Origin of the sequence: Saccharibacillus sacchari (genome assembly GCF_037722395.1) — a bacterium.
Taxonomy (GTDB): Bacteria; Bacillota; Bacilli; order Paenibacillales; family Paenibacillaceae; genus Saccharibacillus; species Saccharibacillus sacchari_A.
The window spans coordinates 166546-189391 of record NZ_JBBKAR010000026.1 but is presented as its reverse complement, the minus strand read 5'-3'; the positions used below and the strand labels follow the sequence as shown (position 1 = coordinate 189391).

At 53.9% G+C, this 22846-nt stretch carries 21 protein-coding genes; 5 read left to right on the top strand and 16 right to left on the bottom strand.

The features are described from left to right. Positions 1-189 precede the first annotated feature (189 nt). The 6 genes from WKI47_RS08140 to WKI47_RS08115 form a co-directional block, all read right to left on the bottom strand. Positions 190-396, bottom strand: coding sequence for a hypothetical protein (locus tag WKI47_RS08140; RefSeq protein ID WP_340226657.1), 207 nt, complete (start codon positions 394-396; stop codon positions 190-192). 112 nt (positions 397-508) lie between these two features. Further along, entirely contained in the window at positions 509-646 is a 138-nt protein-coding gene (locus WKI47_RS08135) for a hypothetical protein (RefSeq protein WP_340226656.1), read from the bottom strand. A 17-nt stretch (positions 647-663) separates the two neighbouring features. Next, complete coding sequence (locus tag WKI47_RS08130) at positions 664-1203, bottom strand: hypothetical protein (protein ID WP_340226655.1); 540 nt, start codon at positions 1201-1203, stop codon at positions 664-666. A 106-nt stretch (positions 1204-1309) separates the two neighbouring features. After that, entirely contained in the window at positions 1310-1591 is a 282-nt protein-coding gene (locus tag WKI47_RS08125) for a hypothetical protein (RefSeq protein WP_340226654.1), read from the bottom strand. 292 nt (positions 1592-1883) lie between these two features. Then, a complete protein-coding gene (locus WKI47_RS08120) occupies positions 1884-6404 on the bottom strand; it encodes an acyl-CoA dehydratase activase-related protein (protein WP_340226653.1) in 4521 nt (1506 codons plus the stop codon). 34 nt (positions 6405-6438) lie between these two features. Further along, the gene (locus WKI47_RS08115; RefSeq protein WP_340226652.1) at positions 6439-7176 is read right to left on the bottom strand and encodes a helix-turn-helix domain-containing protein; all 738 of its coding nucleotides are present in this window, start codon (positions 7174-7176) and stop codon (positions 6439-6441) included. Positions 7177-7688: 512 nt separating this feature from the next. Here WKI47_RS08115 and licT point away from each other — a divergent pair. Both licT and WKI47_RS08105 read left to right on the top strand, forming a co-directional pair. Then, complete coding sequence (gene licT, locus WKI47_RS08110; protein WP_340226651.1) at positions 7689-8519, top strand: BglG family transcription antiterminator LicT; 831 nt, start codon at positions 7689-7691, stop codon at positions 8517-8519. A gap of 192 nt (positions 8520-8711) precedes the next feature. Next, complete coding sequence (locus tag WKI47_RS08105; RefSeq protein ID WP_340226650.1) at positions 8712-10649, top strand: beta-glucoside-specific PTS transporter subunit IIABC; 1938 nt, start codon at positions 8712-8714, stop codon at positions 10647-10649. Positions 10650-11040: 391 nt separating this feature from the next. Here WKI47_RS08105 and WKI47_RS08100 read toward each other — a convergent pair whose 3' ends face one another. Next, positions 11041-11514, bottom strand: coding sequence for a copper amine oxidase N-terminal domain-containing protein (locus WKI47_RS08100; protein WP_340226649.1), 474 nt, complete (start codon positions 11512-11514; stop codon positions 11041-11043). Positions 11515-11690: 176 nt separating this feature from the next. Beyond that, positions 11691-12758, bottom strand: a complete 1068-nt coding sequence (locus WKI47_RS08095; RefSeq protein WP_340226648.1) for a substrate-binding domain-containing protein — start codon at positions 12756-12758, stop codon at positions 11691-11693. Between the two features lie 131 nt (positions 12759-12889). On the opposite strand from WKI47_RS08095, the gene WKI47_RS08090 reads away from it, so the two are divergent. Beyond that, positions 12890-13792 carry an ROK family protein gene (locus tag WKI47_RS08090; RefSeq protein WP_340226647.1) on the top strand — a complete coding sequence of 301 codons (903 nt, stop codon included), beginning with the start codon at positions 12890-12892 and terminating at the stop codon, positions 13790-13792. 134 nt (positions 13793-13926) lie between these two features. Beyond that, entirely contained in the window at positions 13927-14886 is a 960-nt protein-coding gene (gene manA / locus WKI47_RS08085; protein WP_340226646.1) for a mannose-6-phosphate isomerase, class I, read from the top strand. A gap of 95 nt (positions 14887-14981) precedes the next feature. Here the strand turns inward: manA and WKI47_RS08080 are convergent, their stop codons facing one another. Next, on the bottom strand, positions 14982-15617 hold the full coding sequence (locus tag WKI47_RS08080) for a nitroreductase family protein (protein WP_340226645.1): 636 nt from the start codon (positions 15615-15617) through the stop codon (positions 14982-14984). Positions 15618-15809: 192 nt separating this feature from the next. On the opposite strand from WKI47_RS08080, the gene WKI47_RS08075 reads away from it, so the two are divergent. Beyond that, positions 15810-16178 carry a MerR family transcriptional regulator gene (locus WKI47_RS08075; RefSeq protein WP_340226644.1) on the top strand — a complete coding sequence of 123 codons (369 nt, stop codon included), beginning with the start codon at positions 15810-15812 and terminating at the stop codon, positions 16176-16178. Between the two features lie 53 nt (positions 16179-16231). Here WKI47_RS08075 and WKI47_RS08070 read toward each other — a convergent pair whose 3' ends face one another. From WKI47_RS08070 to WKI47_RS08040, 7 genes are all read right to left on the bottom strand, one after another. Next, positions 16232-16882 carry a hypothetical protein gene (locus tag WKI47_RS08070; RefSeq protein ID WP_340226643.1) on the bottom strand — a complete coding sequence of 217 codons (651 nt, stop codon included), beginning with the start codon at positions 16880-16882 and terminating at the stop codon, positions 16232-16234. A 207-nt stretch (positions 16883-17089) separates the two neighbouring features. Next, on the bottom strand, positions 17090-18205 hold the full coding sequence (locus tag WKI47_RS08065) for a HAMP domain-containing sensor histidine kinase (protein WP_340226642.1): 1116 nt from the start codon (positions 18203-18205) through the stop codon (positions 17090-17092). A 201-nt stretch (positions 18206-18406) separates the two neighbouring features. After that, on the bottom strand, positions 18407-19108 hold the full coding sequence (locus WKI47_RS08060; protein ID WP_340226641.1) for a response regulator transcription factor: 702 nt from the start codon (positions 19106-19108) through the stop codon (positions 18407-18409). A gap of 236 nt (positions 19109-19344) precedes the next feature. Beyond that, positions 19345-20097 (bottom strand): SDR family NAD(P)-dependent oxidoreductase, encoded by a 753-nt coding sequence (locus WKI47_RS08055; RefSeq protein ID WP_340226640.1) that lies wholly within the window; start codon positions 20095-20097, stop codon positions 19345-19347. A gap of 27 nt (positions 20098-20124) precedes the next feature. Then, on the bottom strand, positions 20125-21108 hold the full coding sequence (locus tag WKI47_RS08050; protein ID WP_340226639.1) for a hypothetical protein: 984 nt from the start codon (positions 21106-21108) through the stop codon (positions 20125-20127). A gap of 32 nt (positions 21109-21140) precedes the next feature. Then, positions 21141-21791 (bottom strand): ThuA domain-containing protein, encoded by a 651-nt coding sequence (locus WKI47_RS08045; RefSeq protein WP_340226638.1) that lies wholly within the window; start codon positions 21789-21791, stop codon positions 21141-21143. A 161-nt stretch (positions 21792-21952) separates the two neighbouring features. Continuing rightward, positions 21953-22792, bottom strand: coding sequence for an AraC family transcriptional regulator (locus WKI47_RS08040; protein ID WP_340226637.1), 840 nt, complete (start codon positions 22790-22792; stop codon positions 21953-21955). Positions 22793-22846: the final 54 nt, after the last annotated feature.

The window sequence follows — 22846 nt, the reverse complement described above, 5'->3', positions numbered from 1 at the left end:
CCGATTTCGTCAGTATGTTCAGTGTGCCTTAATTAGGGCGTGTACGCAAACTCAGGCGACGTGCATCTTGAGCTGCCTTCGGAGTTTGCGTACACGCCCTAAAAACTTTTTTCAAATCAACGGCTTTTTGACCCGGCAAAAAGGCGCTTCCCCCTGTGGAAAGCACCGTCTGTTTTGGGTTCGGATGAATCAATATTCAATAAAAATTAACAGAATGCCCAGCGACAACGATACAAGCAACAGGAAAAACCCGAGTACGCGGAAAGCTTGGGATTGAAATCTCGTCGGTTCGGACAGTTCGCCGCCGGCAGAATCCCGCAGCGGATGAAGCAATCGGTCGGGACGTGCAATCACCAGTGGACACAGCAGTAAAAAAGCTCCAATCAGCCAAAACACTTGTGTCGCCTCCTCAGGTTCCGGATTCGGACGGCGCGTCCGCATTGCGTACCTATCATATACCCGGAAAAGAGGCGGCAGTAACGATAAAAATAGGCAGTAGCAGCTTGTTTCACGTTAATAGAAGATTACGGATTATTCTTCTCCACTCCATATGGTTGAGCTGCGTAAGCACCGATCGTTGGAGTTGGCTTTCCACGATCGCCAGGATCAGCAACAGAAATCCAAGTCCCCAAATCCAAGGGATCACAAGATTTGTTCCTTCTTTTAATAGAATCCTTCCAAATCGGCTTTTACGGCACGTCGAAACAGATCATCATCATGGGTTTCGATACTTTGTCCAGTACGCGCGTTGTTTACTCTTAAGCAGGTTGCGCATTCCGTGACGAGAATTTCGATATCGGAATCGCCTTTTTTCCATACCCAATAAATCAACTCTCCCTGACAAAAGTCGCAAGATTCCTCGTAATCCCGACTGAAAAAAAGCAAGTTATAACTAATCGCGAACAAACCGCCAAAAAAGCCTCCCGCGCCTTTTTTGTTGTAAAGCTGCTCTTTTGATAATTTCCAGGAAACTGCTGCATCCCGGTACATGCTTGTCGAGATCGCGATTTCTTCGTCACTGTCGATGTAAGGCATGATCCATTCCCATTGTCGCGGATTGATGTTTTTGGCGTATCTCCAAATCTCCGGCATTATCTCGCGCAGCGTCTGAACGACCATGATCGAATCAGGCACTTCGTCGGACGCAAAAATCGAACGATCCAGCTTTTCAATCAGCACATTGATGGACGTATAGATGCTCATCGCGGACACCTTCCTTTTCTTCCATAAACTTATCTATCTCTTACCCTGTCCGCATAACAAAAACCCGCATACCCAGCCGGTATACGGGATTCAAGCGATATCGCGACTATGAGGAACGATCCCGCTCCGCGCGCAGCATCATTTCGTTTTGCTCGCGAAGCAGCTGGTTTTGCTGTTGAAAATGGGCATCCAGCGTTTTGAAGCGGTCGGCCTGTCTATTCTCCAATTCATTCAAATCCCGGCGCAGCGCGTAAATTTCGTCCGTGATATTGGATTTATTGATGGCCGCTCTGATGATGAAATAATAAATCACATAAGGAATAACCATTGCCGCAATCGACAGGATCACGCCGAAAAAGCCTGCTCCATAAGAAAAAGACATATTCAAATTCTTTACCTCCTCCACTCGCTTCATTAATTCCCGATAAACGGGTGGCGAGTCTCTTCCTAATAACAACGTTCAGGAAGCGCAAAAAGTTGGCTTTTTTGAGGATTTGATCTTTTTTATACGGTATGAGTCAGGGCGTGTACGCAAACTCCGCCGGGAGCAGATTGAGCTGGATTTTCGTTCTCAGCAAGGAATTTTTCTGAAGGTGTGCCGGGGCACATCAAAGGAAAATGACGCCGAAGAGGGCGAAAAGACAGCTCAAGATGCACGTCGTTGAGTTTGCGTACACGGCCTAGTCGCTTCCTGCCGCTTCAACCGTTGGATGTGCAACTTCCGGGTTATGCCGCAGTTTGGCGGTAGCGGGGCGTTGCCGTACGTCGGCCGTCATTGCAGACAACGCGACTTTCTCGCCCGATGGATCTCCGGCATCCTGTACAGCAGAAGCGATAGCCGCGACTGCCTCCTTCGATACGGAAGTGCCGCCTGATCCGGTTGAATCGAAATGCTCTTCCTCGATTTCCTGCTGCTTCCGCAGCGTCCGCATCGCGGTCGACAGCATCAGCTTGATCCGGTTGAGCTGGTTGACTTCGGTCGCGCTCGGATCGTAATCTACCGCCGCCAGATTGGCTGACGGGTGCAGCCTTTTCACCGATTTGAATACGCCGCGTCCGGTAATATGGTTCGGCAGGCAGGCAAAAGGTTGCAGGCAAACGACGTTGTTCACGCCACTTTCCAGCAGCTCCAGCATCTCGGCTGCGAGCAACCAGCCTTCGCCGCATTGGCTGCCGAGCGATACGATACTGCTGGCCTTCTCCGCCAACTCGTCGATACGCAATGGCTCGGAGAAGCGCTCGCTTGCACTCAACGCGGCTCGCATCGGGCGACGGTACCATTCGATCACGCTGGTGAACGCCATCCCGGTAAACCGTTTGCCAAGCGGCGCGCCGAGATTCCGCAGATTAAATCCGCTATCGTTGAAGCAGTACAGGAAGAAGTCCATAAAGTCGGGCAGAACCGCTTCCGCGCCTTCCTGTTCCAACAATCCGACCAGATCGCCGTTGGCGCCCGGATGGAATTTCAGCAGGATCTCGCCGACTACGCCGACGCGCGGTTTGCGCAGATCCAGCAATGGCAATCGATCGAAATCTTGTACAATGGCATGCGTGTGGTTACGGAAGGTACGCAGCGAACCGCTTCGAATCGAAGCTTTGCAAGGCGATATCCAGGATTCGTATAAGCGATTGGCCGCCCCGATTTCCGTCTCGTACGGTCTCGTTCGATACAGAAGTCGCATGAGCAAGTCGCCGTATAGAATGGCGATCAGCGCTTTGTTCAGCAGACCGGGTGTAAGTTTAAAACCGGGTTGTTCGGCTGTCGGAGACGTGCCGAGCGCGATCACGGGCACGTTCGGGAATCCGGCGTCGCGCAGCGCTTTGCGTATAAAGCCGATATAATTGGTCGCCCGGCATCCGCCGCCAGTCTGCGTGATTAACACAGAGGTCCGCTCCGGGTCGTAACGTCCCGACTTCAAAGCCGCTACCAGCTGCCCGGTTACGATAATCGACGGGAAGCAAGCATCGTTGTTGACGTGACGCAGTCCCGTACCGATCTCTTCTCCTCCCGCTTCGCGCAGCACTTCCAGCTTGTATCCCGAAGCATTGAACGCCTCTTCCAAGAAATCAAAGTGCATCGGCGACATTTGGGGCGCGAGAATGGTATGCTTTTGCCGCATCGAAGCTGTAAACGCCGGAGGTTGCGAAGCAGATTCACTCATGCGGCTGCGTATAGCAGGTGCTGGAGATCGCTCTCCCTTTGCACTTTCCAGCGCTTCCCACGGAACAGGCGTCCGACCATTGCGTTCGCGCTGCTCCAATACCGCAGCTTTCAACGAACGCAATCGGATACGCGCCGCGCCCAGATTCGAGCCTTCGTCGATTTTGAGCTGCGTGTAAAGTCTTCCTTCGTTTTGCAGCAGTTCGCTGACCTGATCGCCCGTCACCGAATCCAATCCGCAGCCGAACGAATTGAGCTGCACCAGCTCCAAGCAATCGTATTTGGCTACGGCGTCGGCTGCCTTGTACAACCGCGAATGGTACATCCATTGATCGACGAACGTCAACGGTCGGTCCGGCTCGCCCAGATGGGCGACCGAATCCTCGGTCAGCACCGCCATGCCGAGGCTGGCAATCAGATCCGGGATACCGTGATGGATCTCCGGGTCAAGATGGTAAGGCCGTCCGGCCAGCACGACGCCTACTCCGCCTTCGGCTTCAAGGCGGGCGATCGTTTGCTCTCCTTTTGCCCGAATATCCGCCTGTACGCGTCGTTCCTCTAACCGGGCTTCGGCTACGGCTTCTTTGATCTCGGGAAGCGAAAGGCCAAAGTCTTTCAATTCTTCATACAGCCGTTGGGCCAACTTCTTCGTATCGTCAAACGGAAGATACGGAGCCATATAGCGAACGCCGGACAACGAATCGACATTGCTGCCAAGCACCTGCGGATAGCCGGACACCACCGGACAGTTGAAGCAATCGTCCGCTCCTTTGGTCTCGCTGCGTTCGCGCGGAAGCGACGGATAGAAAATAAAGTTCACGCCGCGCCGAACCAGGCTTTCCACATGGCCATGTGCCAGCTTCGCCGGATAGCAAGCCGTGTCGGACGGGATGCTGTCCAGACCGCGTTCGTATATTTTTTTGGAAGAACGCGGAGACAGCTCTACCCGGAATTGAAGCCGCGTGAAAAAGGTGAACCAAAACGGATAGTTCTCGTACAGATTCAACACGCGCGGAATGCCGACACGGCCTCGCGGCGCCTGTTCCATCGGCAGCGGCTTGTAGCCAAACAATCGCTCCAGCTTATAATCGAACAGATTCGGTATGCCTTCCGGGTTCTTTTCTCCACCCGCGCCGCGTTCGCAGCGATTTCCCGTGATGTACTCGCGTCCGTCGCCGAACCGATTAACAGTCAGCATGCAGTTGTTTCCGCATAATCCGCAACGCCGCATGGAAGACTCCGATTGGAAAGCGTCCAGTGCCTCCATACCGGCGATTCCGCTGCGCATCAGCTCCGATCCGCGTTCGCGCGCGATCAAAGCCGCGCCGAATGCGCCCATCAGCCCCGCGATATCCGGCCGTACAACGTCCCGCCCAACCTCGCGTTCAAAAGCACGCAGTACCGCGTCATTATGAAACGTTCCGCCTTGCACCACGATATGCTCGCCCAAATCCTGCGGACCCCGAACTTTGATCACCTTGTATAAAGCGTTTTTGACAACGGAACCGGACAACCCCGCCGAGATTTCGCCCAGCGTCGCGCCTTCTTTTTGCGCTTGCTTCACCCGCGAGTTCATGAACACCGTGCAGCGCGAACCGAGATCAAGCGGCCTTTTGGCCAATAATGCGGCGTCGGCAAAATCGCGCACGTTCATTTTGAGCGATTCCGCAAAGGTCTCGATAAACGAACCGCACCCTGACGAACAAGCTTCATTCAGCAAAATGCTATCGATCGCCCCGTCTTTGACACGCAGGCATTTCATGTCCTGCCCGCCGATATCCAGAATAAAGTCCGCTCCCGGCAAAAAATGATCCGCAGCCTTATAGTGCGCAACCGTCTCGATCTCGCCAAAGTCCGCACCCAGCGCCGACTTGATCAAGCCTTCGCCGTACCCGGTCGCTCCCGTTGCCGCAATAACGGCTCCTGTCGGCATTTTCCCGTACAACGTCCGTAAAGCTTCGATCACCGATTGCAGCGGACGACCGCCATTCGCTCCGTAATGCTCGTGCAGCAGCCGTCCTTTTTCATCAATTAAAGCCAGCTTCGTTGTCGTCGATCCGGCATCGATACCCAAATAGCAGCGCCCGCGCGCTTCCGACAACGCTGCACGTTTGATCCGATTGTTCGCATGACGGGCGCGGAAAGCCTCCAATTGCTCCATATCCGCAAAAAGCGGCTCTAACCGTTCGCCATTTTCTTCGGCAGCCGTTGCAAGAGCAGGCAAGCGCTGCGCCAATGTATCAAGCGCGATTGCGGCTTCTCGCTTCGCCGCGACCGCCGCTCCTTTTGCCACGAATAATTCCGGACGTTCCGGCAGCACGATTTTATCCGGCGTCACGCCGAGCGTTTTGACAAAGCGGGTTCGCAGCTCGTCCAGATAATGCAGCGGTCCGCCGAGAAAAGCGATATGTCCGGTAATCTTTTTGCCGCAAGCCAGTCCGCCGATCGTCTGGTTGACAACCGCCTGCAACACGGACGCCGCGATATCTTCAAGCGCCGCGCCTTCGTTCAGCAGCGGCTGCACATCCGTTTTCGCAAACACGCCGCAGCGGGAGGCAATTTCGTACATCGTGCGGCTGCCTTTGGCAAGTTCGTTCAGTCCGGCGGCATCCGTCTGCATCAACGCCGCGATCTGGTCGATAAACGCTCCCGTGCCGCCCGCGCAGGAACCGTTCATGCGTTGATCGACCGTATTTTCGAAAAAGGTGATTTTGGAATCTTCGCCGCCCAGTTCAATCGCCACGTCCGTATGCGGGATAAACCGTTCTACCGCTTCCGCACCGGCTGCGACTTCCTGAATAAAAGGCAGCTGCAACCATTTCGAGATCGCAATCCCGCCCGATCCGGTGACGCTGATTCGGCATTCCGCCGAGATTGATCCGCTCCCGCCGTATAACGAGCAAGCCTCCTCCAACACCCGGCGTACCGTTCCGCGAATATCCGAATAATGACGTTCATATCGGCCATGCAGCAGTTCGAATTGTTCATCGAGCACCGCCAGCTTGACCGTTGTGGAACCGACATCCAGTCCGATCAACATGTCGCGTTCATCCTTTCCCCTCTGTCTATTGATGTTACGGCGTATCTGTAAGGTCGCTTTTTCTAGGAATCAGGCCGTTGAACAAAATATCCAGCATCAGATCGACTTCCCGTTCATCGTTCCAATCCCCCTCGGGTGCCAGCAAAGAACGAATCGTGGCATAAGCGCTCAACACCGGAACGATCACGCGCATGACAGTCGGAATCGGCAGATCGCGAATCTCTCCGGTCTCGACGCCAGCTTCGATCGACGCCGAGATGATCGGAGCCAATTGATCCATCCATAGTCCTGTGACCGCGTCCCGATACTCATCGCGAATCAGCAGTTCTTGCAGCGTTAGCTTGAGCATATCCGGGTTCTCCCTGGCAAAATGGACGCGTTCCAAAGCTACGGCGTGCATACGCTCCTTCAATGTGCCCGGCATTTGCGGTGTGGACATGACTTCTTCATGAGCAGCCGCTATCCGGTTATCTGAACTTGCACCTTCGTGACTTTCTTCACAAGAAATCTTAACAAGAGGGTCCAAAATATCGAGCAGCGTCGGGTGGATCGCCTCGGCGAAAAGCTGCTCTTTATTTTTGAAATGCTGAAAAAGAGTCTTCTCCGATACCCCTGCCGTTCTGGCAATCTCCAGTGTCTTCGCGCCTTGAAATCCATACCTGGCAAATACCTCTTTCGCCGCATCCAAAATCCTGCGATCGGTTCCTGTCGGTCTTCTGGCCTCCTGCTGCTCCAAGGGCGCGTTCAATCGTTCTTTTAGCGGATAGATCATCGTCGTCGATCCCCTTTCGCTGTTTGTTCGCTCGTAAACAACGCTTTACTCGTGTTTATTTTAGCGCGCTTGGGAGGATTGAGTAAGTAAGTGGTTACTTTACTTTTTGACAATTCAGTGTCTTTTGGAAAAAAAAGGACTTTCCGACCTCAAGTCTATCCGCAGGTCCAGGCCAATCGTCGGCGCGAGACCGATCTGGGTTTCCGGAAAAGAAAATCCGCTTGGCGGAGAAAGGCTACGTTAGAGTAAAACACGCTAATCCCTTCATGCAAAATCGATTGGAATCCGACCGCTTTTGTTCGATTCCCTGACCTATCAACTTTTTTTGAAAGCGTACGCTTTTCCCCTTGCCAACTGTTGAAAACGGTGTTATTGTGGTTGTGGGATTGTTACTGAAAAGGCAAAACCCAAAACATGTGCCTAACGTGTTTTGGGTTTTGCCTTTTTATATACATTGTGCACAATGGTATAATCCCGTACGAAGCAGCTTCGATAAACAAGAGGTGAACGCAATGCAAATTCTGAGGGTGCTCAACAACAATGTCATCACGTCGCTGGACGAGAACGAGACGGAAATCGTCGTGATGGGCCGAGGACTCGCCTTTCAAAAAAAGCCGGGAGATGAAGTCGAGACGGATAAGATCGAAAAAATCTTCCGTCCGGAAAGCAACGATTCGTCCCGGAAGCTCAAGGAACTCTTGGAACAGATTCCGATGGAATACGTTCAGCTAACCGAGGATATCCGCAAGCTGGCAGCCCTTATGCTGGATAAGGAATTCGGGGACACGATCTATCTCTCCCTGACGGACCACATTCACTTTGCGGTAGAGCGCCATCAGCGCGGACTCGATATCAAGAACGGATTACTCCTTGAAGTCAAAAGCCTGTACAAGGCCGAATATCAGGTCGGACGCTCCGCGCTCAATCTGATCAAAGACCGTCTGGGCGTCGAACTGCCGGACGACGAAGCCGGATTTATCGCGCTTCATCTGGTCAACGCGCAGCTCGGCGAAGAAATGCCTGTCCTGATGGACATCACCAAGATCATCCAGGACATTCTCGACCTCGTACGCAAATATTTCGGGCTGAAGTACAACGAAGATTCGATCAGCTATTACCGCTTCGTGACACACTTGAAGTTCTTCGCGCAGCGGCTTATCAGCGGCGATCATTCCGGCAATAACTACGACAGTCTGTACGAGATCGTCAAGGAAAATTGTCCGGAAGCCTATCCTTGTACGGAGTTAATCGAGGCGTACATCGCCGAGCATTACGATTACCGGCTGAACAAGGAAGAAATGTTATATCTCACGATCCATATCGACCGTATCGCTAAATCTTAAACCAACCGGGATTGTTACTGCAAAGGCAAAACCCGGGCCGTTACCGATTGTCAGCCGGCTGTTTGCCGTACCTGCGTCGGGACGCCCGGGTTTTTCTGTTTGTCCGGGGTAACGCTGACAGCGTTTACCCCACCCAGAAGCTTGACAAGGTATTAGCACCATTATTTTGTAACCAAGAAAGGAAGGCTGAACATGAGCAAGCACGAACAAACAGCCAAATCCGTCCTCGAAAAGATCGGCGGAGAATCCAACGTTAAAACGATGACCCACTGCATGACGCGTCTTCGTTTCGAACTGCGCGACAACAACAAAGCAGACCGCGCCGCACTGGAAAATACGCCAGGCGTCATGGGTACGAATATCGCAGGCACGCAGTTCCAGGTCATCATCGGTAACGATGTACCGAAAGTATACGAACAAATCAATAAAATCGGAGCTTTCGGCGGCGGAGCCGCTCAAGACGACGATACGCCTAAAAAGAAAAGCAATCCGTTCTCGGCCTTGCTGGATATCATCTCCGGGATCTTTACGCCGCTGCTGCCCGCTCTTGCCGGCGCAGGGATGATCAAAGCGCTGCTATCCGTATCCGACGCGTTCGGATGGATGGCAGCCGACGGCAGTACGTATCAAATCCTGAAAGTTATCGGTGACGGTACATTCTTCTTCCTGCCGATCCTGATCGCGTTCAGCGCGGCGAAAAAATTCGGCAGCAGCATGTTCTTGGCCGCCGCCATAGCCGGAGCTGTTCTTCACCCGGAATTGACCGCATTGTTCGGCAGCGGCGGAGATCTGAACTTCCTCGGATTGCCCGTTACCGTCGTGACGTATTCATCGTCCGTTATTCCGATTCTGCTCGCAATCTGGGCTTCTTCTTATGTCGAGAAATTTTTGGACAAAGTCATTCCAAGCGCTCTCAAACTACTGTTCGTTCCGATGATCACCCTGCTCGTTATCGTACCGGCAACCTTGATCGCTTTCGGCCCTGTCGGCAGCATCGTCGGCCAAGGTCTGGCGGGCGGCATCACGTGGTTGCTCGATAACACAGGCATCTTCGGCGGCTTGCTGCTCGGTGGCACGATGTCGCTCATCATCATGACCGGCATGCACTGGGCACTCGTTCCGATCGCAATCTTGTCGCTGGCCGAACAAAACTTCGACTACATCTTGCCTATCATGTTCGCAGCCAACCTGGGTCAAGCAGGCGCTACATTCGGCGTGTTCCTGCGTTCGCGCAACCCGCAATTCAAAGCTTTGTCGTTGTCGACCAGCTTCTCGGCCATGATGGGGATTACCGAACCCGCGATGTACGGCGTTAACATGCGTTTGAAAAAACCTTTCGTTTCCGGCCTGATCGGCGGCGCGGTAGGTGGCGCCATCTATGGACTGTTCCACGTTAAGATTTATGTAATGGCGGGTGGCGCAGGCCTTCCGGGTATCCCGGCCATGATCGGTCCAACCTTCGTGTACGGCATGATCGGTATGGCTGTCGCTTTCGCTGTCGGTGCTGCCGTAACTTTCGTAATGGGCTTCAAAGATATTCCTTTACCGGCTTCGGAAACGTCCGCAGCAACCGACGCTGTCGCTCCGGCGGCTTCCGAAAAAGCTGCTCCCGTAGTAGCCGTAACGCCTGCAATCGTCGAAATCCGCAACACTGAATTGTCCAGCCCGCTGACAGGCACAGTGAAAGCTCTGGCTGACGTGGACGACGCTACATTCGCTGGCGAATACATGGGCAAAGGCATCGCCGTTGTCCCAAGCGCAGGCGTCGTTACAGCTCCGGCAGACGGCGTTGTGAACTCCCTTGCGGTCACCAAACACGCGGTAGGCATGCAAACGGTAGACGGCACGGAACTTCTGATCCATATCGGTCTGAACACCGTCCGCCTCAAAGGCCAACACTTCAATGTCCTCGTCGAAGAAGGCCAAGCCGTAACCGCAGGCCAACCTCTGATTACCTTCAACATGAACGCCATTCGCGCAGCAGGGTACGACCTGACGACGCCAATGATCGTAACGAACACGAAGGAATTCGAAGGCTTCACGGCTCTGCATAGCGGCGCGATCGAAGCGGGTCAACCTCTGCTCAAGCTCGACGTGGCAACACCGAAGCTTGAAGCGCTGGGCGACTGATCCATTCCTGTAAGCTAATCGGGTTTCACTTCCACTCCTGTTTCTTCTTCCGACTTGTTGGGGAAGGAACAGGAGTTTTCATTTTTGCAGCGCTGTTTCCTATATCGGCGGAGTTTTGGCTTTTCGAGAAATGCCGGTCGGGCGGGAAGAATCCGATTGAGCATTCGCTCGGGTCGGTACACTGATTCCTTTCGGGTTGCTCGCACTGCCGTTATATCATGTCGCTTGGGCGAGCTGTTCCCGAATCACGTCTCGGTCATCGAAAAGGAGTGCCAAAAGGAACGAAAAAACATAAAAAGACCGCTCTCCATGCCAGTAAAGGCAAGGAAAAGCGGTCTTCTTCGGTTCGCGTTCACAACTTTCGTTTACGCTACCCAATCTCTTCGCGTACTTACTTGATCGAGTCGCCGACCCACAGCGTTTCGGTGGCTTTATCCCACTTGATGGATTCGCCTACGCCGCGTACGATGATGCCGACCGGAACGCGCAGCACGCCGCGTTTGAACGTCGGCGAACCTTGCAGCTTCACTTCTTTGCCGTTCACCCACGCGATGTTGCTGTCGGCCATAACTTTGACTACGTTATCGCCGCGCGTGTACGTGTACGTTTTGGTCTTTTGATCCCAGGAGATCATCAGACCGTCGATGTCGAGCTGCTTGATCACATCAGCCGTCGCGTACAACGTGCTCTTGATAAAGAACGGGTACGCGCTTGGCGTCACCAGGCCGTCGTTGCCGTAGATCGTGGCCGCAGGCTCGGATGCCGGAGTCGTCGTCGCTGCAGGCATTGTGGCCGGTGCGGCTTGAGCCGCGGATGCGCCCAGAACGGCAGAACCGAGCAGCGAAGCAATCAGGATTTTTTTCATGGGAAAAGTCCTCCTCTATAAATACGGTTATAAGATGTGTATCAAAAACACCCTACCCCTATATATAAACCTTTTTTCGCATCATTTAGTTGCAGTTCTGACACTCGGCGGGAAAAGTTTTGTAAGCAAGCTGCCCAACATCCGGGTATAACGAGGAATTTTCGTATCGCAACTGCTTATCCGCCTTGATTTCCCGGCCCTTCAGCTTCATTCGACACGGCAATCAGCTGTCCCGGCGTCGTCCATCTTACTGCGTGCCTCTTTTCCCCGTAGCCGTCCAGCAACAGCCGCACCGCAGCGGCGCACATACTTTTTTTATCTACCCGCATCGTCGCGAATACGCCCGAATCCGGCACGCAAGCCTGCTCCAATCCGTCAAAACCGGCTACTTTTACCTGCTCCGGCACCGATACGCCTATCGCGCGCAGTCTTCGGATCAGCAGCAGCGCAATCCGGTCGTTCCCACAGAAAAAAGCGGTCGGCAGCGCCTCCGTCGCAACGAGCCTCGCCAAAAATGCTCCGATCTGCTGCTCGTTTTTCACCTCGTCAAAATCATCGGCTTCCAGCAACGTCGTTCGCTCATCAATCAGCAAGCCCGCTTCCCGCATCGCCCGCCAATAGCCGAACCACCGCTCTTCGTGACTCGTCGTCAGATTGGCAGGCCCGATAAATCCGATCTGCCGATGCCCGTGTTCAATCAATAACCGTACCACCGACTCGGCCCCTTCCGTATTGGCGGACACGGCGGCGGCGCAGTTCATATCCCGATAATACGAGTCGAGCATGACCAGCGGCATCCCCGTTTTCCATACCATACGCGCATACGGTTTCGCCATAATCCCGAACAAAATCACGCCGATATGCTCCAGCTCTCCGTATAAGCTCGGCAGTTCCAGACGCTCCTCCATTTGGCGATCAATTCGAACAATCACAGCATTGCAGCCATGTGCGCGAACCGTCTTTTCCAAAATCCACAACATATCATGGAAAAAACGAAAATGCTCGCTGTCCTCATGGCTCACCACCCGTTCCGGCACCAGCAGCAAAATGTTCCGGCTGGATTCTTCCGCTTTGACCGCAGCAGCCGGGGAAACGTAGCCCAGTTCCTGCGCTGTCTGCCGGACGATCAGCCGAATCTGCTCGCTTACGCCACTTTTTCCCGACAAAGCTAGCGAGACCGCATTTTTCGATATTCCGATCTGATCCGCGATATCCTGCATGGATACTTTTTTCGGTCTGGCCATCCTTTTGCCTCCTTGAATGAAAACGCTATTCTCCCGAACTGAATTATGCTATGCTGGTTCCATGTTACTTTACAGAATTTAATTTAGTCAAGTTTTGTCAAGTTAAAGTGTATCATTAAGGAGGAATTACCATGATTGCGATCGGAATCGATATTGGCGGCACCAAGATTGCAGTCGGGCTCGTCAACGAAACTGGCAGCGTGCTCGCTCAACAGTCATTGAAAACAGACCCTGACAAAACACCTTCGCAGCTTATCGCCGAAACGGCGCAAGTGGTCAATAGCCTGCTGGAACAGCAAAATATTGCACCGGCAGACGTAAAAGGAATCGGTGTCGGTGCGCCAGGCCCGTTGGATGCCAAAAACGGACGACTGGACAGCCCGCCCAACCTGCCTTCCTGGCACGGCTTCGGCGTCGTCGAGGAGCTTCGCAAGCACTTCGGCGCATGGCCGATCCATTTTCAAAACGATGCCACAGCCGCGACTTTGGCCGAAAAGTGGCTCGGTGCGGCGAAAGACGCGGACAACTTTATTTTTATCACCGTCAGCACAGGAATCGGCGCCGGCATCTATATGCACGGGCGGCTGATCACGGGCGCATCGGGTAACGCGGGCGACGTCGGCTATATCATGGTCGAACCGGGCGCGGCGGGAACGGAAGGCTACTGGGAGCAGATCGCTTCGGGAACGGCGATCGCACGCCAAGCCTCCGAGCTGCTGGGCCGTCCAGTCGGCACGAAAGAAGCGTTCGATCTGGCCGCAGGCGGCGATGCGCAAATGCGCGAGCTGATCGACGTGACGTACAAACGTCTGGGCATGGGCTGCGTTTCGCTGATCAATACGCTTGATCCCGAGCTGATCGTGATCGGCGGCGGCGTATCGCAGATCGGAGAACCCTTGTTCGACGCGATTCGCAGCTACGTCTCGCAGCATGCGCTCAGCCCGGCAGGCCGCCGCACGGCGGTCGTTCCGGCGGCGCTGAGCCAAAATGCCGGACTGATCGGCGCGGCATCGCTGGTGCATCAGGCGTACTGAGCGTACAATCACCGTGTATAAAGTAAAGTAAAAAGTATGCAGCCGTTACCGCAGCGTCTGAACACCGACAGGCCGGGTAATAACGAAAGCGATAGCGAATCAGAGACATTCATTAAAAAGGAGCGCGAAAAATCATGCCAGAAACCGTACGCCAACCGCTTTTCCTCACTCCCGTTTTCCAGGAACGCATCTGGGGCGGCACCAAGCTGAACACCGTGTTCGGCTACGAGATTCCCAACGACAAAACCGGCGAATGCTGGGCGGTGTCGGGACATCCCAACGGTCAAAGCCTCGTACATAACGGCCCTTATGCAGGCACCAAGCTGGGCGATCTGTGGACCGACCATCCCGAGCTGTTCGGCGATTCGGAGTCCGACGTCTTCCCGCTGCTGACCAAAATCCTCGACGCTTCCGACGATCTGTCGGTGCAGGTACACCCGGACGACGCTTACGCGCGCGAATTCGAGAACGGCGAGCTGGGCAAAACGGAATGCTGGTACATCGTCGACGCCGAGCCTGGGTCTTCGATCATCTACGGCCATAACGCGCAGTCGCACGAGGAACTGCGTTCGATGATCGAAGCGGGGCAATGGGATGAGCTGCTAACGAAAATCGAAGTGAAGCCGGGCGATTTCTTCTACGTGCCGAGCGGAACGATCCATGCTCTGGGCGCGGGCATCGTCGTGCTGGAAACGCAGCAAAGCTCCGACACCACCTACCGCGTCTACGATTACGATCGCAAAGACGCCAACGGCCAAGGCCGCGAGCTGCATCTGGAAAAAGCGATCGAAGTGACCACGGTGCCGCAATCCTACACGGGCGGCGCGTACGAGACGGATCATGTCGACGGCGCGACGATTACCAAATTCGTTTCGAACTCCTTTTTCACCGTGGAAAAATGGGAAATCGACGGCACGGCGCAGTTCGAAGGCCGCGAGCGTTACGTCATCGTGAGCATTCTGGACGGCGAAGGCACGCTGAAAGGCGGAGACGGCGAATATGCGCTGAAAAAAGGCGATCATTTCATTCTTCCGGCCGGATTCGGGGATTATGCGATCGAAGGGAAATTGACGACGATTTCTTCGTGGGAGTAAAATTTGCGTGAGATAAATAAAACCGCTTCCCGGTATAGGATACCGAGGAGCGGTTTTGCGCATAAGACAAACTAAAGTGTGTACTTCGCCGCGACTTAATGCCAGAACGTAATCTGCTCCGGCGTCAATCGCACCGACTCGTACCCTGCTTCATCGGCTTTGCCCAGCGCCAAAATCATGACCGGGCTATACTGCTCGGGATCAAGATCGAAAGCTTCGACCACACGCTCTTCTTCGAAGCCGCCCATCGGACTGGTGTCGTAACCGTAGGATTTGGCAATCAGCATGAACTGCATCGCGAACAAGGCGCTGTCGATTTTGACGATTTCGTTCAACTTGGATGCGGGAAGCTGCGGGTAATGGGCGTTAATCAGCTCCAATTGGCGGTCGCGCACGTCGGCCGGCATTTTGCCTTCGTCCACCGCTTTGTTGAAAATATAATCCGACTGCTTGTAGTGCTGCGTATCGGCCAAAATCAGGATCATAGCCGAAGACGTATCGTTTTGCAGCGTATTAAACATCACGAGCGGACGCAGCTTGGCTTTGCCTTCTTCGCTATCGACGACAACGACTCGCCACGGTTGCAGATTGCCCGAGGAAGGAGCGGAAGACGCCTCTTTGATCATACGCGTCAATTCTTCTCTTGAAATTTTATGGTCCGTGCGATATTTTCGGATTGAGTGACGGCTTGTCATCAGGTCGCGCAGTTGGTTTTGTTCAGTGGTTTGCATGGTTCAGACTCCTTTGAAATGAATTTGTGGTAAGGTGTGTAAAGAGGTCAACGACCTTACAATCAGGAGTCTAAACTATGAACCATGGTTTATAGCAAGCGCGATAATTTGACTGTATCGCCTTGCCGATTGCGGCGGCGAACGTCAATCCGCTATCGAGCGCAGTCCAACCATTTGAAACGGAGGGATTTCATGAAGATCAGCGAAGTGTCCAAAGCGGCCGAACTGCCCGTATCCACGATTCGTTATTACGAAAAAATGGGGATCATCCCCGATGAATATATGCTGCGCGATCCGAACAATTACCGGGTGTATGACGACAATATCGTGAACTATCTGGAAGTCGTCAAAACCAGCGTGGACCTCGGATTTTCGATCGGGGAGATTCGGGGGATGATCGACGGGGTCGGCTGTTCGTTAGAGGAACAAACTCGTTTGCTGCAAGAAAAGATCGACGAGATCGAGACGGCGCAGCAAAAACTCGACAAAGCCAAAACCTATCTGTCCGATCTGATCTCTTCGGGAACGGTATGCGAAGAAGGGTTCGGCAAATCGTCTTGAAAACAGATTCGGCGCAGGCACGCGATAAGCGGGCTTGCGCCTTTTACGTACGGCTATGATTTTCGGCCCGGAAACGAACGGCTATCGGCATCGCGTTCATACGGCCGGATCGGCTTGGCGTCCGGTGTCCGAGGTCCGTTTGTCGCCTGCGCTTCTTCACTGCCGGATCGTTCGTCTTCCGTATGAAACCCCGTTCTCCCGTACTCCCAAGGCATCTGCGTCAAATACGACCAAGCGCCGCCGTATCCGGCAGACATCGCCGCCCTGCGTTCCATTTCGCGCATTCGCCGATCCGCCCGCTTCAACTGTTCCGCCAGATCGGCCAGCTCCCCGCCCGCGTTTACCCATGCCGGACGCATCGGTACGCCGTCGCCCAATTCCCGCGCCGCGCGAGACAGCTCGCGCAGATCATGGTCCAATTTCCCCGCGCGAAGCCAGAACAACCAAGCGCCTACGCCGAGAAAAGCAAGCAGCAGAATCGGCCTCATGCCGATATGGTTGACGCTCCACCGCAGTATCCGCGCCGCGAAATGTGCCGAATGCGGCATCGCGTGAATGACCCGGTTCGCGATCTGTCCAACCGCCATCGTCGTCAATCCCGCCAACAGCAAACAACTTGCGGCAATCGCCGCGTACCGCATACGGACCGTCGCTTCTCCGCTTTTGTAGATCTCGATCACTTGCCTGATCCGTTCGATTCCCATTCCGCTCGCCGTCCTTTCTTTTTTATCCGAGTCCGTGCATGCCTTGCCGTTGATCTGTTGCTGTTTCAGCTTACCGACCGCATCTTAACGAATAGTGCCATGATTTCTTAAGATTTTCTGATGTTCCGTCTCCGCGCGAAAAACGCTTCAAGCGGAATCTTTCTTCCGCTGAAGCGCCGGGGTCGGGACATACATATCAGGTACCGCTTATTCTTTTTCCGTTTCGGCCAGCGGCAGCTTCAATACGAAATCCGTCCGCTCCGTGCTGCTGAACACCTCGATCGTCCCGCCGTGCAGTTCCACAATCGTTCGGGTAATCGCCAAGCCCAAGCCACTGCCGCCCGTATGCTGCGAACGCGAAGCGTCTACCCGGTAAAAGCGATCAAAGATATGCGGCAAATCCCGCTCCGGGATCGGTTCGCCAAAGTTGCTCACCGTCACCCGGGCCTGATTTTTTTCGCGCGATACATCGAGCTCCACAAGGTTGCCGCCGTTTCCGTAACGAGCCGCATTGCTGAGCAGATTTTCGAACACCCGCACCAGCTCGATCGGCGAAGCGTTGACGCGAAGCTCCTCCGTCGTCCCCGCCACCTTATAGCCCATCCCCGCAGCTTCCAGCATCGGCGCGGACTCTTCCGCAGCCTGGCGCACCAGGCGGCCCAGATTCAACGGTATGAATTCAACCGGTTGCCCTCCGCTTAGACGGGTATATTCGAACAGATCGTCGATCAGCTTTTTGAGCGTCAGCGCTTTTTCATAGGCAATATTTACGTAGTAACGCATCTCCGTCTCATCCTGATACCGATCCTTTTCCACGTATTCCAAAAAGCCCAGAATCGACGTCAACGGTGTCCGTAAGTCATGGGAGACGCCGGTGATCAGTTCGTTTTTGGCTTTGGCTGCCGCGCGCTCTTCCGCAATCGACTGCTCCAGCCGCTCCGCCATCGTGTTTAATCCTGTAGCAACCTGACCGAATTCATCCGACGAAGTGACCGCCAACCGATGCGACAGATCCCCTTCGGCCATGCGTTCGATGCCCTGCGCGATCTCCTGTAGCCCGCTTATGATTCGTCTGGAAAAAAAGAAAAATAGCAGCACGAACGCCGCCACCCCGACCACTGCCATGATTGGGCCGGAACCTACGCTCTCGATCACCCAATTCAACAAACGTTTATCCGGCGAGTTCACCGAGGAGGCGTCCAGCCGTACGATTAAATTAACCGCTTGGTAGCCGATGAGCAGCAACGCAGCCGTTCCCACAGCGCTGAGCAGAAAGGCATACATGAACCTCCATCTGACGCTATGTAAGATTTTTGAAGGCATACCCGTTCGTCCTTTCCGTATCGCGCCACTTGCTTCGTTATAGGGCGTATTTGAAAACTCAACGACGTGCATCTTTTACCGCCTTTTCGCCCGCACCGGCGTCACGGTTTCTTGACGTGCCCCGGCACGACTGCGAAACCCTTCCTTGTTGCAAACGAAAATTCGGCAAAATCTTCTTCCTTCGGAGTTTTCAAACACGCCCTAATTTGTCGGAATAAACTTGTACCCAACGCCCCATACCGTCTGGATATATTGCGGCTGTTTGGGATCGTGTTCGATTTTTTCCCGAATTTTGCGCACATGCACCATTACCGTATTGGCCGATTCCATAAAAGGCTCGTTCCACACTTTCGCATAGATCTGCTCGGTGCTGAACACCTGTCCCGGACTGCGCGCCAGCAGTTCCAGAATCGCGAATTCGCGCGGGGTCAGATGAGTTTCCGTGCCGTCTACCGTTACGCGGTGGCTCGCCGTATCGATCGTCAGCTCGTCCGCTACGATCTCGTGCTCGCTGCCCGCTTTTTTCGCGCCCAAACGGTTATAGCGGCGCAGTTGGGACTTGGCACGCGCGAGTACCTCCAGCGGATTGAAAGGCTTGGCCACATAATCGTCCGCGCCGATGCTGAGTCCGGTGATTTTGTCCATGTCCTGACCTTTCGCAGACAGCATAATTACGGGCATGTTGTAGCGCTCGCGGATTTTGATGCAGGTCTGTATGCCGTCCAGGACCGGCATCATCACGTCGAGCACGACCAGATCCACATTTTCGCGCTCCAACGTCTCCAATGCCTGTTCGCCGTCGGATGCCGTTAACAGCCGATAGCCTTCGTTGCCGAAATAAATGCTGAGCAACTGCAAAATCTCTTTCTCGTCGTCGACCAGCAGCACCGTTTCCGTCGCCATTGTCTTTCGCCTCTCTTTCTCTATTCTTCATCTTATCAGATTATGGGAGGGAGGCGGGCGGGAAGCGGCGCTGCGGGAGAAATTCGTTCAAGACGCTGTCTCACGAAGAAAGCTTTCAGCTTTCCTCGTTCAAAGGCGTCTTTCACTGAATTTCTCCCTCCGCTACGGTTTCCGACGCTTAGGGTTTTAGGAGTATTTATAACCTTTTAGAAATTTTTAGAAGCTTTTAGAAGCTTTTAAAAAGGCCATTCTTTGCCCTGGTAATCGCGCATGACCAGATGGTCTTCGTCGATGGCGTGGGGTTTTTCGTTCCAGGGCAGCGTGCTGCCGAGGAAGTAGTTTAATGCGGGTTGCGCCGATTGTGACGGTTCCAGGTCGGCTTGTTCGTTGAGGCTGCCGGACATGTAGGTGCGCAGCCAGCCGGGGTGGTACAGGCGGAAGGTGTAGCCTTCCGGGCGCAAGCGGTCGAATAAGTGCTGGACGCCGCGGTTCAGCGCGGCTTTGGACATGCAGTAGCCGAACCAGGCGGTGCGTTCGGCTTTGGCGATGCTGCCGGCTTCGGAGGAGACGTAGCATAATCGTTTGAGTTCTCCCTGTTCAAGCAGCGGCAAGAAGGCTTCGCTGACTTGGATCGGGCCGAGCGCATTGACTTCATAGAGTCGGATCATTTCTTCGTAGTTCTGGGCAGTATGGATAGAATCGTCGCTTCGGTCGGTGATGACGCCCGCGTTGTTGATAAGCAGATCGATGCTGCGGGTACGCTCTTCCACCGCTGCTGCTGCGGACAAGACGGACGTATCGGAAGACACGTCGAGCGGCAGATTGACCAGCAGGTCCGGGTAGCGCGATTGCAGTTCGGCGAGCTGATGCCAGTCCGGAAGATAGCTGCCCGCGAATACATGCCAGCCGCGTTGCAGCAATCCTTCGGCCAGCGCGAAGCCGAGTCCGCGGTCGGCACCGGTCACAACGGCATATCGGGTTGCATTCATGGAATGTGCCTCCTTATGGATGAATGATTAGAACGGCCATTCTTCGCCCCGGCTCCCGGTCAGTACCAACCGCTCTTCTTCAGCATGCGGATTGGTGAAAAAACCTGCGGCAAAGCGGGCTGATTCTGCCACTTTACCCGGTATAGATCCCATGATCTCGTCGGAAGACGGGGTTCGTGACAGGCCGGGATCGTACAGACGGAATGTATAGCCGCTTCTCCGAAGATCGTTAAACAACAGCTTTGCCTGCATATGCAAGGCGGTACGTGCCATTGTGACTCCGATCGGAGCCGAAATTCCACCTGCCGAGATGCTCGCTTCATGCGACGAGATCAAACAGATGCGTTTCAAGCTATTCGTGGCTTCCATCAAAGGAAGCAGCTTTTCGATCACCCGCAGCGGTGTTAGCGCATACGTCTGGTAATCGTGCAGACGGTCTTCGACGGTGTAAGGCGTCGGGAAATCCTTTTCCTTTTCGCCGAATACGGTTGCATCGGTCGAGATTGCCGGGCTGCTTTCTTTTTCCGATGACCCGTCCGTGTTCAAGATAAGCAAATCGATATGCGTCGCAAGCTCGGCAGTCGCATGCACAGCCTTTTCCAATTGTCCGGGTTGGTCGGGATCTAACGGCAGGGCTCGCAGTTTCCCGTGCTGCGGCAACGGATCATCGGCAGAACGCGACTGATCTTGATCAGCCGACGTATCATGTTCCGAATGTGCGGAATGCGCTTCGCTTTTTTTCACAACTGACCGTTCGTTCGTTTCGGGTCCGAAAGCCATTGAGCCTTCAAAGTCTTCGAATCCCGACGATCCGCTTCCTGTGGGCACATCGGGATTTTCTCCGATTTTTTCGCTTTGTACCGGACCTCCGATACGCTCCGCTTCATTATGCTGATTTTCTTTTTCACCGGGATCGCCGCCAAGCACCGTCCAACCTCGCGACACCAACTCACGCCCCAGCGCTGCACCGAACGGCTCACGCAAATTCAGAATCCATGCAATTCTATCCACGGCACGTTCCTCCTTCGCTCGATTGATATCATTCACGCGTTGCTTTCTGTCGCACCTTTCTGCGCGCACCAGTACAGCGCATTGCGCAGCAGTTTTTGATACGTCGGATGCGTCCATACTTCCGCTTCATGCCCCGGAGTCAGCACGCAGACGCGCCCCCGGCCATACGTACGTGTCCAGCCTCCCGGTTGCGCGCCGTGTTCCGATACCGTGGTCATAATCAGGTCCGCGATCGGATCTTCCCACTCCATAAAATAATGCTCGTCATGTACCGAAAAGTCCTCAATGCCTTCGGCGATCGGATGCTGCTTGTCCGGATGAATCGTGACCGTGCACGCTTCCGGATGATGGACGAACGCACCGCCGATCAGACTGCGAAATACGCCTGCTTCCTTATACCCAGCCGTTCCGGCATGCACCGCAAGCAACGAACCTCCACGCTCGACATAGTGCTCGAACGCCTGTTGAACCTTTTCGTTCATCCAGAATTCTTTTTCCTTATCGGATTGGCTGTTCGATCGACATACCATGACGATCGGATAGTCGTTCAACTGCTCGGCGTCGAACTCTTCCAGCCGCTCCGTGACCGTGAATTGAAACCCGTTCTCCTCCAGCTTGCCCAGCCCTTGCCGCACCGTAGCCGCCGGATGCCAGCGATCTCCGCAGATTGCCCATACTTTCATTGCTTCGTCCCCCTTTTCCGTAATCGTTCAACCTTCACTTCAACCATTAAACGTAAACAAGCTCCTTGTCTACGCAGATCGTTAAAGTTTCGCAACAAAAAAAGCCACCTGCGTTATAGAGACAGCTTTCAAGATTCCGATTCGGGGACTGCGAACACGCGCTACGGATGACGAATCCGCCTTCTGTAGTCGGTCGGCGTGACGCCTGCATGCTTCTTGAACTGTTTGGAAAAATAAAACATATCATTGAATCCCAGCTGCTCTGAAATTTCCGTTACCGAAAGCGCGGTGAGCGTAAGCGATTGCTTCGCTTTTTCGATTTTTTTATGCGTGATGTACTGAATCGGAGGCATGCCCGCATACTGTTTGAACAGGCGGATAAATGAATTGGGATGCATATAGACGATTCCAGCCAGCTCTTCAACCGTCATATTTTGCGTGATATGCTCGTCGATGTAATCCAGCACTTCGGAGAGCTTGTTTACCGCAGAACTGGTTTTAAAAGACAACTGTTCCGCGTCGATTTCCAAGTCCATCAGATAATAAGCGACAAGCTCCATCAGTTTGCTTTTGGCGAGCAGCTTGGCGTAGACTGCGTCGGAACCGGAATATTTCACGAGTTCTTGGAACACATTCGTTAGAAGCTCGGGCTGCCTCGGCGCGCATTGCGGATTCAAATCCAGCAGCTTAAACAAGTTAATACCACCTACCTGAGCTGTGAAATGACACCAATACTTATGAAAAGGCCGCTCGCTGATAAACGAATACGATTGCTCGACCCCTTCCGGCATCAAAAAAAGCTCTCCGGGCCGCGGATAATAATCCTTTTCCCCGATTTGCAGCCAACCTTCGCCTTCGCAGATCAAATAAAACTTGCTGTAATCAGGGGTATAATTCAAATCTCTCCAATCGGGCGCGCACAAATTATGGTTGGCCGTAATCAGCTCGACTTCCAGATTGGCGAGAACATTCGAAAGCAACATACGATTGTCCATGTTCATTCCACTGCCTCTCCTGCTATTTTTGTACAGGTTAGAGTTACTAATCTACATTCT